The sequence below is a fragment of the Mycobacterium sp. SM1 genome, from assembly GCF_018361265.1.
GTDB lineage: Bacteria > Actinomycetota > Actinomycetes > Mycobacteriales > Mycobacteriaceae > Mycobacterium.
Genome location: NZ_JAFLNH010000001.1, coordinates 1,128,104 through 1,143,860, shown reverse-complemented (window position 1 = coordinate 1,143,860; position 15,757 = coordinate 1,128,104). Strand labels below are relative to the sequence as shown.

Here is a 15,757-nt window from a genome sequence, read left to right as displayed (position 1 = left end):
CGCTGCGGGGGCCTCCACCGCCGGATACTCCGGCAGTGCTATGCCGATCATCCGTCACGTAGCCTGAGTCGGTGGACACGCGCGCTCGGGTGCTGATCACCGCCGCAGAGCTGGCCGGCGTTATCCAGGCTCGCGACCCGGTGACCATACTCGATGTGCGGTGGCGGTTCGATGAGCCGGATCAGTACGCGGCCTACCTGCAGGGCCACGTTCCGGGCGCCGTGTATGTGTCACTTGAGGACGAACTCAGCGATCACACGATCGCCGGCCGTGGCCGTCACCCACTGCCGTCGGGGCGCAGCCTCGAGGCGGCCGCACGCCGGTGGGGGGTCCGTCACGACACGCTGGTTGTGGCGTACGACGACTGGAACCGTGCTGGTTCAGCGCGGGCGTGGTGGGTGTTAACCGCAGCCGGGCTCGACAACGTTCGCATTCTCGACGGCGGCCTCGCTGCGTGGCGGTCGGCCGGAGCCCCCTTGGACACCGGGCCGGTAACCCCGCAGCCCGGGAATGTCACTGTGCTGCAACGTAATTTGTACTCGGGATGCCTGTTAACAGTGACCGCGCAGCAGTGCGTCGACGAAGGGTTGACGCTGATCGATACGCGCGTGCCCGAACGCTTCCGCGGCGACGTTGAGCCGGTCGATCCGGTCGCAGGCCACATCCCCGGTGCCAAGAGCATTCCAAGCACCGCTGTGTTGGCCAGCGACGGCACGTTCCTCGACGAGGGCGCGCTCCGCCGGCTATTGGGGGGCCACAATATCGGACCCGCCGACTACGTCGGTGTCTACTGTGGCTCGGGCATTACGGCGACGGTCATGATTGCCGCGCTCGCTGCGGTGGGTTGGATGGCGCCGCTGTTTCCCGGATCATGGTCGGAGTGGATTTCGGATCCGGCCCGCCCCGTCGCGTGCGGTCTCGAACCCGAATAAGAATAAGCTGCCGACCGGCCATCGCCGGTTAGAGCTACCGCTGGTCGTTCACAGGTACGGGCCGGTCTCGGAAGTCCCGGCTTGGCCGAACTGCGCTGCCGCGGGAGGCAGCGCGCCCTGGCGCATCTGCTCGAGCTGTGTGCGGGCGGCCATCTGCTGGGCGAACAGCGCCGCCTGGATTCCATGGAAGAGCCCTTCCAGCCAGCCGACCAATTGGGCCTGGGCGATGCGCAATTCGGCATCCGAGGGTGCGGTATCTTCGCTGAACGGCAAGGTGAGTTGGTCCAGCTCCGCACGCAGTTCCGGCGCCAGGCCGTCCTCGAGTTCTCGGATACTGATGGCGTGGATCTCGCGCAGCCGGGTACGGGTGGCCTCGTCCAGTGGCGCGGCCCGCACCTCCTCGAGCAGCTGCCTGATCATGGTGCCGATCCGTATCACCTTGGCGGGTTGCTCGACCAGGTTGGTCAGCGACCTTTCCTCCTGGGATCCGGTCTCCACCGCGCCCGCCGCCGACCCGGGATCAACGCCGATGCGTTCGACCTTGTCAGCGCCATTTTCGGCAGTCAATCCAGTCACCATCCCTCGTGCATCCGCTGGCAACCACCGTGGCGTGGTCCAGGCCGTTGGTAGCTGCGGGCCGCACCGTCATGTTGATCGCCGTTCACGACTTCGACTTCCTGGTAACACTAGTTCATCCGGCAGCACCAACCACTGCCGCTGACTGTGTTTGGTGTGCTGGTCAGGCCGAAGCCGTCGCCGTCGAGCATCGAGCCCACATCTACCGTCGCCGTCGAGCATCGAGCCCACATCTACCGTCGCCGGTAACGCCGCCCTGAGTTAAGGATGGCGGCGGTGTCAGTCCAGCCTGTGGGGGAGGTATCGCGGAAGCGGTTGCCGTGCTCAAATCGCATCTGAGTAAATAGAAGTGAGCACACGCCCACCACGCCGAGCGCATAACGCTTGAGATCGGGCCGGTTTTGAATGCCCCCGAACATGGGGTCGATGTTATGAAGGGCCTGGGCAATGCCTTGAGCGAAGACGCGACCACGGCCGGCATAGCGCGAGACAATGCGTGCGCAATCCAAGCTTTTCGCCAAGGCCTTCGACAGGCGAAACCGCCACGCGTAGGTGCTGTCGTCGAGTTTCTTCTGGAAAGCTTTCGAGCGTGGACGACGGAGGTGCAGCGGCCCGACAATGGCTAGGCGAGCAGTGTGCCCAGTACGAGTTCGACCTCGCCGGTGTCTTTCGGCTGAATGGCCACCTCTCGTGGCCGATCGCCGCCGACGACGCGGCCAGCCTGGCGCAGACCCTCGCCGATGGCGGCCACATACTGCCGTTACCGCAGGAGCCCGCCGCGCTTGCCAATGTCCTCGAGGTCAGCCTCGTTGACTTCCTGCTGGAGCGGGCCAAAGCGACCAAGGGCGTGATCGTGCTGCGCGGCAGCGAGCGCGGCTACCCCGACCTCGAACTGTCCGGCCCGCGCTTCGGCGGCGGCTTCCATGCCGTTGACGTCAAGGTGGCCAAGCGCAGGGTCACCAAGACCGGGCGGCCGACGAACCTTACGCAGAGCCGCATCACGCTCTACACCGGAAATACCTATTTCCGGTATCCCCAGCTGCACTGGCCCGGCACCTTTCGGCCCTTCGACGAGTACACGTCACACCTAGACCTCATCGGCATCTACACGCTCAATTACACCAGCCTCGCCCGCATCGAGGATCTGGAGCTGATCGTCCACGAGGCCTGGAGGATCGCGAGCAAGCAACGCTCGTCGACGACCCGCGAGTACATCGGCGCAGTCCAGCACATCGACGCGCTGCGCGAAGGACGGGGCGAGTTCGACTCGCCTGAGGCCTTCTACGCGTACTGGCGGAAGTACAACTTTAGGATCGGCCGCGTCGTCCAGCAGCAGCTCGACAAGCTGCTAAAGGGGTAGGCCGGTCCAGCGCGCCTGGCTCCGACGTCATACCGGCCGTGTAATGCTGACAGCGTGGCGGGCGGCAAGGGTTTAGTGGCAATCTCTCTGTTCTCCGGCGCCGGGGGGTTGGATCTTGGCGCGGAGGCCGCTGGCGTAGACGTGCGTGCCGCCGTCGAGTGGGACCGCGACTCGGCTCTCACGATGGAGAAGAACTTTCCTAAGCTGGCCTCGCCAATCATCCAGAAAGACATCCTTGACACCTCGACAGCAGAAATCCTGCGCGCCGCCGGTCTGCGGAAGGGCCAGCGACCGGACCTGCTCATCGGGGGACCGCCATGCACGCCCTTCTCTAAAAGCGGCTTCTGGCTGGAGTACAAACGGTCGGGTCTGGACCCGGGCGCCTCGCTGCTGCAGGAGTACACGCGTGTGCTGCGTGAGGCGCGACCGAAGGCATTCATCCTGGAGAACGTCTACGCGCTGACGTTCACGAACAAGGCCAGCCGCCCAGCCCTCGAACGCCTGCTCCGCGAGATCGATGAGGCTGGTTATGACTGTGTGGCAAAGGTTCTCAACGCGGCAGACTACGGGGTACCGCAGCTGCGGCCTCGCTTGTTCATCATCGGCGCGCCCAAGGGCAAGCGGCAGCCCAAGCATCCCGACGCCACCCATGGCGGTTCGTGGGAGCGCCGATCCACGGGGAACATCGAGCGGCCGCACGTCACCGCGGGCGAGGCCCTGAGCGGACTGGTCACGGACTCTGAGCCGGGTGAGGAAGTTGGTGGTCGGTATGGCGCGCTGTTGCCCGACATACCCCCGGGCCGCAATTACCTGCACTACACCGAGGAGCTAGGGCACCCGAACCCAATCTTCAAGTGGCGCAGCCGGTACTGGTCATTCCTGCTCAAGCTCGACCCCGGCAAGCCGTCGCCCACTATCCAAGCCCAGCCCGGGCCGAACGTTGGTCCGTTTCACTGGGAGAATCGGCGGCTTCGCGTCGCTGAGATCAAGCGGCTGTTCACCTTCCCCGATGAGTTCGAGCTGGTTGGTTCGCGCCAGAGCGTACAGTCCCAGCTCGGCAACTCCGTGCCGCCGCTGCTCGCCCGCCGGGTGGTGGAGCAGGTCATTCAGGCACTGCGTTAGATAGGAGTGGTGACAGCCGAAGCGAGTGCCGCCGTCCGGAAGGTGATGCAGGGAAACCGGAGTCGGGACACGAAGCCCGAGTTGCTGCTCCGGTCGGAACTCCACAGCCGAGGGCTGCGCTACCGCGTTGCGGCGCGTCCGCTGCCCACCCTGCGTTGGACCGCAGACGTCGTCTTCACGCGCGCCAAAGTCGCGGTGTTCATCGACGGATGCTTTTGGCACCGCTGCCCTCACCACTACCGCCAGCCCAGCAGTAACGTCAATTACTGGATCGCGAAGGTGAACCGCAATGTCGAACGAGACCAAAGGGTGGACTCGCTACTGCACGACGCTGGCTGGACGGTGGTGCGCGTCTGGGAGCACGACGACCCACTGGCCGTTGCCGACTTCGTCGAGCGGCTTGTCGGACGGCGACAAAGTCCTGGGGCAGGCGATCCAGGGGCGGCGGATCACAACCAGATAACGTCAGGCCACAGGATCAAAGTCTAAAGCGCATCTGAGGTGTGAACACTCAAGTGCCCCCGGCAGGATTCGAACCTGCGACACCGGCTTTAGGAGAGCCGTGCTCTATCCCCTGAGCTACGAGGGCGGGGCGTTTTCGAGTACCTGACTCAACCTAGCGCAGCGGCGCGACCAGCGGGGTTTTGCCAGTGTTCCGGGTGTGCTGATACCCTGCGGAGCGAGCCGACACGAAATGCAGCCGTCGGGGTCATGGGGTCCGGATGCCATGCGGGGGTTCAGCCGCCAGACCAAGTGCGCTTCCTCGCGAGCCGCGAGGACGCCTTCGACGCGGCGCAGCTGCATAGGTGGCAACTCTCGCACAGGCGACAAGGTAATTCCCGATCAAGCATCGAACGGAAAGCGTTGGACGGACAAAACCGTGGCACGTGATCTTTTGAGCTGTGACTGCTGAGCTGCTCCCGCTCGACGGTGTGACCGTGGTCGCTCTCGAGCAGGCGGTGGCGGCGCCGCTGGCCACCCGGCACCTGGGCGACCTCGGCGCGCGGGTAATCAAGATCGAGAGAGTCGGCGAGGGCGACTTCGCACGCCATTATGACCACGCCGTGCGCGGGCTCGCCTCGCATTTTGTCTGGCTGAACCGGGGGAAGGAATCGGTGGCGCTAGACCTGAAGTCGGCCGAAGGAAAAGCCTTAGCCCACCGACTCGTCAGCCGGGCCGATGTGTTCGTCCAAAACGCCGCTCCCGGCGCCGCCGAACGGCTGGGGCTCGGCGCTGACGACCTGATTGCCGCCAACCCACGGCTGGTGGTTGTCGGTATCAGCGGGTACGGCACCGGCGGCCCCCTGCGTGACCGCAAGGCCTATGACATGCTCGTGCAGGCCGAGGCGGGCCTTATTTCGGTGACAGGCACCCCGGAAACCCCCACCAAGACCGGGATCCCCTGTGCCGACATCGCAGCCGGCCTGTATGCAAGCCAGGCCGTGTTGGCGGCTCTTTTCCGCCGGGAACGCACCGGACGAGGCGCGGTGGTCGACATTTCGATGTTCGATGCCACGGTGGAATGGCTGGGTCACCCCATGTACATCTGGCTATACGAGGGCCGTCAAATTCCCCGGATGGGCCTTAGCCATGCCGCAATCGCGCCATACAACGCCTATCCGACCGCGGACGGGCAGATACTCATCGGCGTTCAGAACGATCGCGGCTGGCAAGCTTTGGTCCGCGACGTGTTCGACCGGCCCGCCCTGGCCGATTGTCCGGATTTTGGCACCAACCTCCAGCGGGTCGCGCACCGCGCGGAGTGTGACCGGGTGGTTGCCGAAGAAACGCGCCGCTTCAGTACCGCGGAACTTGACGCCCGCCTCGCCGCTGCCGGCGTGCCCGCTGCGCAGATCACCGACATGGCCGGCCTCGCCGCGCACCAGCAGTTGGCCGCACGAGGGCGCTGGCGGCAGGTGGACACACCCGCTGGTCCGGTGGACGCGGTCTTGCCGCCCGTTTCGTTTCGCGATGTCGAGCCCGTGATGGGACCCGTACCCGCGCTTGGCGCCCACACCGAAGCGGTGCTCACCGAGTTGGGTGTCGACCGCGCCAGCATCGATCGTTTGATCGCAGACGGCGTCGCCGGGGTCCCGGCCGAGGTCGGTGTCCCCGATAGCTGAGTAAGGCCTCTGGTGCAACCGGACTGTGACGCCGGTCCCGGCGGGGCGTCGCCACGATCTCTGCCGCATCTTCGACGACTGTCAAGATCAGCGTCGCCGGGTGAGAATTCACCCGGCGGATGCCGCCTGATGCTCGCCGGCTGCCTGCCTCGCAGCCGAGCCGGCGACGTGAAGACAGGAAAACCACTGCCGGTGCGGTCGGGTGCTTTTTAGCATGGAGGTCAGGCTGTGCTCGGCGAACCTCGTACGGGGCCGTACGGTGCCGATGGGTTGGGATGGCGGCGGAAATGGGGACGAACAGATGCGCCGACTAGTGGCCGTAGTCGCCGTTGGCGGTCTCTGCATGCTCAGCGGGGCATGTAGCACCGCCAGCAGCTCCAGTCACAAAAGTCACAAAACGACGACCACCACGTCGACCACCACCAAAAAAACCGCGCCTCCCGTCGCCGAGGGCGCATTGAAGGGGTTTCTGCTCACACCCGAGCAGATCAACACCGCCATGGGGACAACCGACATGACGGTCACGAAAAGCCGCGTCGCGATGCCCGACGACAGCGCGACGATGGCGCCCAGGGAGTGCCTGGCCATCGACGGCGCGGCACAGGCCCAGGTCTACGCCGGCAGCAACTTCATGGCCGTGCGTGATCAGACCCTTCAGGAGGGCGATAACTTCACTCACTTCGCCGAGCAGGCGGTGGTGTTGTTTCCCTCCGCCAAACAAGCCGACAGCTTCTTCAAGGCCTCGGCACAAAAGTGGCAGGCCTGTCACGAGTACACCCACATCCAGTCCAAAACCCAGTGGACCGTGGGGGCGATAGCAAACACCAACGGCATGCTGAGCACCATTGCAACGCTGCAGAACGCCCCGGGCGAGGGTTGGGCCTGTGGGCGGGCGCTGGCAGTCAGAAACAACGTCATTATCGACGTCAACACGTGCAGCGCAGACCCGAAGAACTCGGCCGTGGATATCGCTAACCAGATCGCCGCCAAAGTGCCCGCGTAACTAAATAGGCGTGACGGCGGCCGGGCCGTTGGGCTACATGGTGACTATGTCGATTCCGGCTGGAGGCGGCTTGCGACGAATGCGGCCGCTTGGTTTGTCATCTCGGGAACATACAACAGGTGGGGGACAATGCTGCCGCCCTCGGAGCAGATCATGTCACCGGGAACGCACAAGTCGATGGTCTTAGGGCGGTAGAGCGGGCTGATTGCCGGGAGTCGGCCGCCCGCCAGCGACTTCGCGTAGATGCTCTGCGGATTGCCGAAGAGGGCCACCGCGGCGACGTGATTGGCTACCTGAGGCGGCATCGAATCGGTGGCCAGATCGATCACACCGGCACCCTGAGAGTAGCCACCGAGCACCACCTTGGTGGTGGGGCACTTCGCGGCCATGCTTTCAACGTACGTGCTGACATCGTTGGCACCGGCCGTCGCACTGTTGACGTAATCGCTGCTAGCGGGGTAGTTGACGGGGTAGACGCCAACGGACCGCCCGGGAACTTGCAAACGAAGCGCGTCGACGAATGCTTGGCCGACCCGCCCGACACCAGGGGGTTCGCCGGTGCCGCGGGCGAACACGACTTCGCTGTCCGGACACGGATCAGCCGCGGCGGAAGGATGGTCGCCGGGCGCGACCGGTAGCGCGCACGCCATCAGCGCCGCGACACCCAGGAGGCGAGCCAGATTACGGGCCAGAATGCGGGCACCCATCTTTTGATGCTGACACATCGTTTCGGCACTTGGCGGACGGGCTCAGGGTGGGGGCCAGCCGACGGTTGCGGCTATCCGATGCCGCCGCTGCGCACCGCCGCTCTCCCGCCGGGCGCCCCAAGACGCCGGTCCCGTTCTCGCCCAGGATGACACGGCCTATAGTGACGGTTATGCGCCGATTTCGTTTCAGCACGGTTTTCTATGCAGGCGCGGCAGTGCTCACCCTTGGGATGGCTGCGATAGCCTTACCCGCGACAGCCGCGGCCGACCCCAACGATTCCACCGACGACTTCCCCATTCCCCGGAGGATGATCGAGACCACCTGCACCGCCGAGCAAATATTGGCTGCTGCGCGAGACTTCGCCCCGGTGTACTTCGAGCGGTACATGATCGACTACAACAATCACCCGAACGTTCAGCAGGCCACCCAAGACAAGGCGCACTGGTTTTTCTCGCTGTCACCGGCAGAGCGCCGCGACTATTCCGGACATTTCTATGCACCCGTCGCCGATCCGTTGTGGCTGGCCTGGCCCAACCACATGAAGATTTTCTTCAACAACAAGGGTGTCGTCGCCAAAGAAACCGACAATTGTGCCCGCTACCCCGCGGGTGACATGTCGGTGTGGGGCTGGACCTGATTCGCCGTTCGCTTGAGCCACAACTTTGCGGCGGGCGCCTGCGCAGAGCGTTGACGAAGCCCCGGTACCGGATGCGCCTGGTGGGTGAGCTGGTTAGTCGTCGAGCGCGACTCCGCGGCGAGCGCGGCCTCGACGGCGCTGCGTCGACGCCTTGCCGGCCGGACGGCGGTTGCGCAAACCGCCCCGGGGAGCTTTGGTGGCGACGGCATTGTCGGCAGCCGGCAGTTCTTCCGCTGTCGGCTCGGGGTCACCGGACGACTCGGGCTCGTGAGGGTAGGCACCGACCGCCACCGCCTCCTCACCCGGCTTAGGAGTCTGGCCTTCTTGGGCTTCCGTCGTCTCGGCTTCTGCCGTTTCGGGTGCTTCGGCGGCCCCGCCGACCGCCGCTTCGGCTGCCCGCTCTTTTTGGTGCGCCTCGCCGTCCCCCTTGCGGCGAAGACGGCGAAGACGCCGGAGTATAGACTCCTTCGTCGGTTTGACCCCTTTCGGCGGTGGCGGTGGCAACTCGGCAACAAACGAGAGGTAGAACGCGAAAATCCCGAGCACCGCGACCGCGGCGGCGGCTCCGTAGATCCCGAACAACCACGGTCCGGCGGCGTTGAGGCTAAGCCAGATCTCGCTGATCGCGGTGCCAACGATGAGCACCCCGGCCAGCACATGGGCCGCGATCGATCCGATCCGCAACCACAGTGCTAGCTGCGGGGAGCCGAACTCGGGTTTGCGGGTACGCACCAGGGTGAACGCCACCGGCAACGCGCCCAGTCCGATCAGCGCGCCGGTTACCATCCGAAGCGCCGTGCCCAGCGCGTGTGTCGTGTCGCCCATCAGCTCAGGCCAGCGCGGCAACACGAAAAAGATGTAGAGAACGCCGGCGGCGACCCAAAACAACGCGTGCCACAGCATGGCGATGGTGCGCCCCATAACCCTCCTCATGCTGGTGGGCTCACGTTGGCCTAAAGGCCGACCACCACATCTGGTCGCACCTCGGACCGAGCGCGGAGGATGCGGGATTTGAACCCGCGAGGGCTATTAACCCAACCCGCGTTCCAGGCGAGCGCCATAGGCCACTAGGCGAATCCTCCGTCGGCCATGGTAGCCGAGCCCCATCTGGCCGGCGCCAATTACTCCTGGCAGCGGTACTACACTCGCCATGGACCCCGTGCGGCGTCCATCCTGTGAACTCCCCCAGGGCCGGAAGGCAGCAAGGGTCAACGGGCTCTGGCGGGTGCGCGGGGTCCCCCAAAGTCGGCAGCCCCAGGGTGGCCGGACCCAGTACCCCGCCATTGGCGCCAGGCGTTCACCGGTGAAAGGGCCCGAGGTGTCGTTCGATTCCCTCAGCCGTGAAGAGCTAGCCGCTCTGCACGCGCGCCACCAGCAGCAGTATGCGGAGCTGCAGGCCAGGAGGCTGGCCTTGGACCTCACCCGGGGTAAACCCTCGCCCGAGCAGCTCGACCTGTCCAATGCGCTGCTGAGCCTGCCCGGAGACGACTACCGCGACGAGGAGGGCACCGACACCCGCAACTACGGGGGCGTGCACGGCCTGCCCGGGCTGCGGGCCATATTCGGCGAGCTGCTTTCCATCCCGGTGCCCAACCTGGTCGCGGGCAACAACTCCAGCCTGGAGATGATGCACGACATCGTGGTTTTTTCGATGTTGCACGGCGGGGTGGACTCGCCACGGCCATGGAAGGACGAACCCAGCGTCAAGTTTTTGTGTCCCGTCCCGGGTTATGACCGGCACTTCGCCATCACCGAGTCGATGGGCATCGAGATGATCCCGATCCCGATGCGCGGGGACGGCCCCGACGTTGACCTGATAGAAGAGCTGGTCGCGGTCGATCCCGCCATCAAGGGCATGTGGGCGGTACCGGTGTTCGCCAACCCCACCGGCGTCACCTACTCCTGGGAGACAGTACGCCGGCTGGTCCAAATGCGAACCGCAGCAAGCGATTTTCGGTTGTTCTGGGACAACGCGTATGCACTGCACACGCTGACGATGGAGTTCGCCCCGCAGATCGACGTGCTCGGATTGGCCGCCAAGGCCGGCAACCCCAACCGGCCTTACATCTTCGCGTCGACGTCGAAAATCACCTTCGCCGGCGCCGGGGTCAGCTTCTTCGGCGGATCGCTGGGCAATATCGCCTGGTATCTGCAGTACAGGGGTAAAAAAACGATCGGTCCGGACAAGGTCAACCAGCTGCGGCATCTGAGGTTTTTCGGTGACGCCGACGGTGTGCGCCTGCACATGCTGCGCCACCAACAACTGCTGGCGCCAAAGTTCGCGCTGGTGGCCGAAATCCTGGGCACCCGATTGCGCGACTCCAAGATCGCTACCTGGACGGAACCCAAGGGTGGCTATTTCGTCAGCCTCGACGTGCTGCCCGGCACCGCGCGGCGCACCGTCGCTCTGGCGAAGGATGCCGGTATCGCGGTCACCGAGGCGGGTGCGACGTTTCCGTACCGGCACGACCCGGAGGACAAGAACATCCGCATCGCGCCGACATTCCCGTCGATACCGGACCTGCGCACCGCGATCGACGGGCTGGCGACCTGTGCACTGCTGGCCGCAACCGAGGCACTTCTGGCCCGGCCCGCGCGCGTCGCCGGGGGTTGGTGATGGCCCGGCTCCTCGGCGGGCCCTCCGGGCTCCGCATCGTCGCCGGGGGTTGGTGATGGCCCGGCTCCTCAGCGGGCCCTCCGGGCTCCGCATCGTCGCCGGGGGTTGGTGATGGCCCGGCTCCTCAGCGGGCCCTCCGGGCTCCGCATCGTCGCCGGGCGTAGGTAGCCTGCTGACCGTGGCCCTTTACCGCAAGTACCGACCGGCAACCTTCGCCGAGGTGGTGGGGCAGGAGCACGTCACCGAGCCGCTGTCCACTGCCATAGCGGCTGGCCGGATCAACCACGCTTACCTGTTCTCCGGTCCGCGCGGCTGTGGAAAGACGTCGTCGGCGCGCATCCTGGCCCGGTCGTTGAACTGTGCGCAGGGACCGACGCCCACGCCGTGCGGGGTTTGTGAATCCTGTGTGGCGCTGGCACCCAACGGACCCGGCAACATTGACGTCGTCGAGCTCGATGCGGCCAGCCATGGTGGCGTGGACGACACCCGCGAGCTCCGGGATCGCGCGTTCTACGCGCCCGCGCAATCGCGCTACCGCGTCTTCATCATCGATGAAGCGCACATGGTGACCACTGCGGGATATAACGCCCTGCTCACCATCGTGGAGGAACCGCCCGAACACCTCATCTTCGTGTTCGCCACCACCGAACCAGAGAAGGTGCTGCCGACCATCCGCTCACGCACCCACCACTACCCATTCCGGCTGCTGCCGCCGCGCACCATGCGGGCACTGGTCGAGCGGATCTGTCGCCAAGAAGGTGTCAGTGTCGATGATGCGGTGTATCCGCTTTTGATCCGCGCCGGCGGTGGTTCACCGCGCGACACACTCTCGGTGCTAGACCAGCTGATCGGCGGTTCTGAAGCAGGCCCGGAGGGTATTCGGGTGACTTATCAGCGGGCGCTGGGGCTGCTGGGTGCCACCGACATCGCGCTGATCGATCAGGCCGTCGACGCGCTCGCCGCCGGCGACGCCGCGGCGTTGTTCGGGGCGGTCGAATCGGTGGTCGAGGCCGGTCACGACCCGCGCCGCTTTGCCGCCGATCTGCTGGAGCGCTTCCGCGATCTCCTTGTGCTGCAGGCAGTTCCCGATGCCGCGACCCGTGGTGTGGTGGACGCGCCCGAAGACGTGCTGGAGCGGATGCGCGACCAGGCCACCCGCGTCGGCCCGGCTACGCTGACCCGCTACGCCGAGGTGGTGCAGGCCGGGCTGGGTGAGATGCGTGGCGCGACGGCGCCCCGGCTGCTGCTCGAAGTGATCTGCGCGCGCCTGCTGCTGCCGTCGGCCAGCGACACCGAGTCGGCGCTGCTGCAACGCGTGGAGCGGATCGAAACGCGGCTAGAGATGTCGATTCCGGCTAACGAGGCTTTGGATCGGTCGACCCCGAGCGGTCCGGCGCGCACAACGCCACCCCAAGCCGCGCCCGTACCGACGCTCGAACCGCACACGCCGGTGACCGCACCGCCACGCGGCCAGACGCTGGGTGCCGCCGCAGTCCCCGGTGAACCCGATGCGGCCGCAGTGCGGACCATGTGGCCGGCGGTGCGCGATAGGGTGCGACAACGGAGCCGCACCACCGAGGTGATGCTGGCCGGCGCCACAGTGCGTGCCGTGGAGAACAACACACTGGTACTGACCCATGAATCGGCGCCATTGGCCAGGCGACTGAGCGAACAACGCAACGCCGACGTCATCGCCGAGGCACTGAAAGATGTGCTCGGCGTGGATTGGCGGGTGCGGTGCGAGACAGGCATGCCAGCAACCGCCGAGGCGCCCGGCGCGGACGTCAACCCCGCTGAGCGTGCCGCCGAGGAGGAGCGCATGCTGGCCGAGGCGGGGCGTGACGCCGTCGCGGAAACGCGGCGCGACCCCGAGGAAGTGGCGCTCGAATTACTGCAGAACCATCTCGGCGCCCGGCGCATCGACAATGGCTAGCCGCCGGGTGAAGTCCCGGTGGTGGCGCGACGCTTAGGGCTGCCACCACGGCCGCAGCGGCAGCTCATCATAACCCCGCTTGTCGACGTTGCTTGCCAGCACGTGATGTAGCTGAATCGTGTTCCGCTCGAAGCCTACTCGGGAAGCCGCCATGTAGAGGCCCCACACCTTGGCGGTGGGCAGGCCGACTTCGGCGACCGCCTCGTCCCAGTTCCTGACAAGGTTGTGACACCAGTCGCGCAGCGTCATCGCGTAGTGGTGGCGGAAGTTCTCCTCATGCAGCACCTCAAAGCCCGCTTCTTGGATTTCGGTGATGATGCGCCCTGCCCCGGTCAACTCCCCATCGGGGAAGACATAGCGGTCGGTGAAGCTGCCGGCCCGGAATGCCGACCTGTTGTCGGGGCGGGTGATGCAGTGATTGAGCAGCAGGCCCCCGGGGCGCAGCTTCCGCTTGAGGAAGCCGAAGTAGGACGGGTAGTTCTTGACCCCGATGTGTTCGGTCAAGCCGATCGATGAGACCGCGTCGAACCCGGTCTCGGGAACATCGCGGTAATCGCAGTGGCGTACCTCGGCCAGCTCTGAGAGTCCTTCGTCACAGATCGCCTTTTGCGCCCAGGCGGCCTGCTCTGCGGACAGGGTGGCACCGGTGGCGCGCACACCGCGGCGGGCCGCGTAGCGGACCATGCCGCCCCAGCCGCAGCCGACGTCGAGCAACCGGTTGCCGGGTTTTAGGCGCAGCTTCTCAAAAATCAGCCGGTGCTTGTTTTCCTGGGCCTCCTCCAGCGTGGCGTCCGGGTGCGGGTAGACCGCGCAGGTGTAGGTCATCGACGGGCCGAGCACCATCTCGTAGAAGGCGTTGGAGACGTCGTAATGATGGTGGATGGCTTCGGCGTCGCGGGTTTTGCTGTGCCGCAAGCCCTCGGCGATCCGCCGCCACCGCGGTAGCGCCTCCTGGGGAGGCGGCGCGATCGGCACCAGGTGCTCGAAGCCGACCGAGCGGATGACGGCGGCCAGCACTCGCGGCGACGGCCGCTTGAACTCCAGCCTTTCGGCCAGTGTTTTCAGCAGTTCGTACGGGTCACCGGGGTGCACACCGCGCGGGTCCAGGTCGCCGGCGATGTAGGCGCGGGCCAGCCCGAGCTCGCCGGGCGCGGTGACCAGGTAGGTCAGGCCGCGCGGGCTGCGCAGGTCCAGGCCCAGCACCGCGTCGTCGGGCCCCGTGGAGCTGCCGTCATACGCGGCGAGCTTCAGCGGTTGCGGTCCGCCTCGGGTGAAGAGCGCCAAAATCTCCGCCAGGCTGAGCTTGCCGGCGGTGGTGCGGGTGGGTTCCTTGGTCGTCGTCATCGTCGTTGCACCGCCTTTGCGTAGAGATCGAGCAGACGCGCATCCGGGTCGTAGGTTTTCTTCACGGTTTTGTAGGTTTCTCCGCCGTAGAGTTCGTCAAACTCCTCGCGGGTGTAGTAGGAGTCGGAGTACAGCGACTTGTGGCCGTCGAGCTCGCCGACTTTGGCCTCGATCAACCGGTTCGTCGCGCCCTCGGTCGCGCCCGCCGGAACCGACGACCAGAACCCGATATTGACGTAGGTGCGGTCGGGCCGGATCGGGTACAGCGGCCAGCCGTCACGATCGCGCAGCCGCAGCGGGCACAGCCAGATCGGTGTGATGGGCACGGTTTTTAAGAACCATTCCAGAAACTCGGTGCACCGCTCGATCGGCACCTCGATGTCTTGCACCACGCGCTCGCGCGGCGGGCGGCCCCGGCGTTTCTCGATGCGATTGGCAATCCCAAGGCGCCGGTCTAAGGCCATCAGCTTCCAGTAGACGCTGCTGCGCCGGTAACGGCGCGGCCACAAACGGCGCACCCGCGGGTTCTGGGCGCCGAACGAACGCGAGCACCAAAACCAGTCGGTGTCCCAGCGCCAGAAGTAGTCGTGAATCGTCAACCGGTCTTCTTTGACCCCGGCGTCATGCCGAATCGAACGGTAGTAGATGTTTTGCCCGGTGTAGTCGCTGACCGGGCCGGGGGTGGTGGTCCGCACACCGACGCACAGATAGCTTTCGCCGGCGCTGAACACCACACCATCGAGATAATCCACGGGAACGCCGTCGAAACCCTTTGTGTCGACGATCCGGTCCATCGCCGCGGCCATCTCGGCCAACGAGTGAAACCGCACGTGCCGCAGCGCCACGAACGGCGTGACGGGCTCCAGCTCGATACGCAGTCTCGTCGAATAACCTAGTGTGCCATACGAATTCGGGAAAGCGCGGTATAGGTCGGCGTGTTGGCGGGGCGATACCGTGAGCAGTTCGCCGGCACCGGTGAGAATGTCCATCTCCAGCACGGATTCGTGCGGCAGACCGTTGCGAAACGACGCGGACTCGATACCCAAACCGGTGACCGCACCGCCCAGGGTGATGGTCTTCAGCTGCGGCACCACCAGCGGCGAGAGGCCATAGGGCAGGGTTGCGGCCACCAGGTTCTCGTAGGTGCACATTCCGGCCACATCGGCCGTTCGGGCCTCCGGATCGATGGAAATGACGCTGGTCAGACCGGAGGTGTCCAGACCCGGGGCGGTGCGTTTCGCCCGGGCGCGAAACAGGTTTGACGTGGGCTTGGCAAGCCGGACGGACGCCGTTGCGGGGATGGCTCGATAGCTCGCCAACAACCGCTCGACGCCCGCCGCGTACGCCGCTGATCCGACCGCTGCATCGGGCATCACATATACCCTAGTGCCCAGGGGCGGCT

Annotated in this window: 14 protein-coding genes, 2 tRNA genes and 1 other RNA gene; 10 read left to right on the top strand and 7 right to left on the bottom strand. The window is 65.7% G+C overall.

All coding sequences use genetic code 11. The features are described from left to right. The first annotated feature begins 71 nt into the window (after nt 1-71). A complete protein-coding gene (locus tag MSM1_RS05370) occupies nt 72-932 on the top strand; it encodes a sulfurtransferase (protein ID WP_213440523.1) in 861 nt (286 codons plus the stop codon). 48 nt (nt 933-980) lie between these two features. Here the strand turns inward: MSM1_RS05370 and MSM1_RS05365 are convergent, their stop codons facing one another. Further along, nucleotides 981-1,511: a bacterial proteasome activator family protein gene (locus MSM1_RS05365; protein WP_213440522.1), complete on the bottom strand. Its 531-nt coding sequence runs from the start codon at nt 1,509-1,511 to the stop codon at nt 981-983. A 586-nt stretch (nt 1,512-2,097) separates the two neighbouring features. Between MSM1_RS05365 and MSM1_RS05360 the strand changes: the two genes are divergently transcribed. From MSM1_RS05360 to MSM1_RS05350, 3 genes are all read left to right on the top strand, one after another. Continuing rightward, a complete protein-coding gene (locus MSM1_RS05360) occupies nt 2,098-2,868 on the top strand; it encodes a type II restriction endonuclease (RefSeq protein WP_213440521.1) in 771 nt (256 codons plus the stop codon). 75 nt (nt 2,869-2,943) lie between these two features. Continuing rightward, the gene (locus MSM1_RS05355) at nt 2,944-3,990 is read left to right on the top strand and encodes a DNA cytosine methyltransferase (protein ID WP_307857288.1); all 1,047 of its coding nucleotides are present in this window, start codon (nt 2,944-2,946) and stop codon (nt 3,988-3,990) included. 9 nt (nt 3,991-3,999) lie between these two features. Beyond that, entirely contained in the window at nt 4,000-4,479 is a 480-nt protein-coding gene (locus tag MSM1_RS05350) for a very short patch repair endonuclease (RefSeq protein WP_307857287.1), read from the top strand. Between the two features lie 27 nt (nt 4,480-4,506). On the opposite strand, the gene MSM1_RS05345 is transcribed toward MSM1_RS05350, so the two are convergent. Further along, nucleotides 4,507-4,579, bottom strand: a tRNA-Arg gene (locus MSM1_RS05345). Nucleotides 4,580-4,892: 313 nt separating this feature from the next. On the opposite strand from MSM1_RS05345, the gene MSM1_RS05340 reads away from it, so the two are divergent. Next, nucleotides 4,893-6,113, top strand: a complete 1,221-nt coding sequence (locus MSM1_RS05340; protein WP_213440519.1) for a CaiB/BaiF CoA-transferase family protein — start codon at nt 4,893-4,895, stop codon at nt 6,111-6,113. A gap of 214 nt (nt 6,114-6,327) precedes the next feature. Continuing rightward, a complete protein-coding gene (locus MSM1_RS05335) occupies nt 6,328-7,116 on the top strand; it encodes a sensor domain-containing protein (RefSeq protein WP_236054753.1) in 789 nt (262 codons plus the stop codon). 44 nt (nt 7,117-7,160) lie between these two features. On the opposite strand, the gene MSM1_RS05330 is transcribed toward MSM1_RS05335, so the two are convergent. Further along, entirely contained in the window at nt 7,161-7,823 is a 663-nt protein-coding gene (locus MSM1_RS05330; RefSeq protein ID WP_236054752.1) for a cutinase family protein, read from the bottom strand. Between the two features lie 170 nt (nt 7,824-7,993). Here MSM1_RS05330 and MSM1_RS05325 point away from each other — a divergent pair, with 170 nt between their 5' ends. Continuing rightward, nucleotides 7,994-8,461 (top strand): DUF5078 domain-containing protein, encoded by a 468-nt coding sequence (locus MSM1_RS05325; RefSeq protein ID WP_213440518.1) that lies wholly within the window; start codon nt 7,994-7,996, stop codon nt 8,459-8,461. Nucleotides 8,462-8,554: 93 nt separating this feature from the next. On the opposite strand, the gene MSM1_RS05320 is transcribed toward MSM1_RS05325, so the two are convergent. Further along, nucleotides 8,555-9,382 carry a hypothetical protein gene (locus MSM1_RS05320; protein WP_213440517.1) on the bottom strand — a complete coding sequence of 276 codons (828 nt, stop codon included), beginning with the start codon at nt 9,380-9,382 and terminating at the stop codon, nt 8,555-8,557. A gap of 75 nt (nt 9,383-9,457) precedes the next feature. Beyond that, nucleotides 9,458-9,543: transfer RNA gene (locus tag MSM1_RS05315), tRNA-Ser, on the bottom strand. Nucleotides 9,544-9,610: 67 nt separating this feature from the next. Between MSM1_RS05315 and ffs the strand changes: the two genes are divergently transcribed. The 3 genes from ffs (at nt 9,611) to MSM1_RS05300 (ending at nt 13,011) form a co-directional block, all read left to right on the top strand. Then, nucleotides 9,611-9,705, top strand: an RNA gene (ffs, locus tag MSM1_RS05310) — signal recognition particle sRNA small type. 74 nt (nt 9,706-9,779) lie between these two features. After that, complete coding sequence (locus MSM1_RS05305) at nt 9,780-11,078, top strand: aminotransferase class I/II-fold pyridoxal phosphate-dependent enzyme (RefSeq protein ID WP_213440516.1); 1,299 nt, start codon at nt 9,780-9,782, stop codon at nt 11,076-11,078. Nucleotides 11,079-11,256: 178 nt separating this feature from the next. Further along, nucleotides 11,257-13,011 carry a DNA polymerase III subunits gamma/tau gene (locus MSM1_RS05300; protein ID WP_213440515.1) on the top strand — a complete coding sequence of 585 codons (1,755 nt, stop codon included), beginning with the start codon at nt 11,257-11,259 and terminating at the stop codon, nt 13,009-13,011. Nucleotides 13,012-13,044: 33 nt separating this feature from the next. Here MSM1_RS05300 and MSM1_RS05295 read toward each other — a convergent pair whose 3' ends face one another. Together MSM1_RS05295 and MSM1_RS05290 are read right to left on the bottom strand one after the other, a co-directional pair. Next, nucleotides 13,045-14,355, bottom strand: coding sequence for a class I SAM-dependent methyltransferase (locus MSM1_RS05295; protein ID WP_213440514.1), 1,311 nt, complete (start codon nt 14,353-14,355; stop codon nt 13,045-13,047). Next, on the bottom strand, nt 14,352-15,728 hold the full coding sequence (locus tag MSM1_RS05290) for an FAD-binding oxidoreductase (protein ID WP_213440513.1): 1,377 nt from the start codon (nt 15,726-15,728) through the stop codon (nt 14,352-14,354). The genes MSM1_RS05295 and MSM1_RS05290 overlap by 4 nt, the downstream gene beginning before the upstream one ends. Between the last annotated feature and the right edge of the window lie 29 nt (nt 15,729-15,757).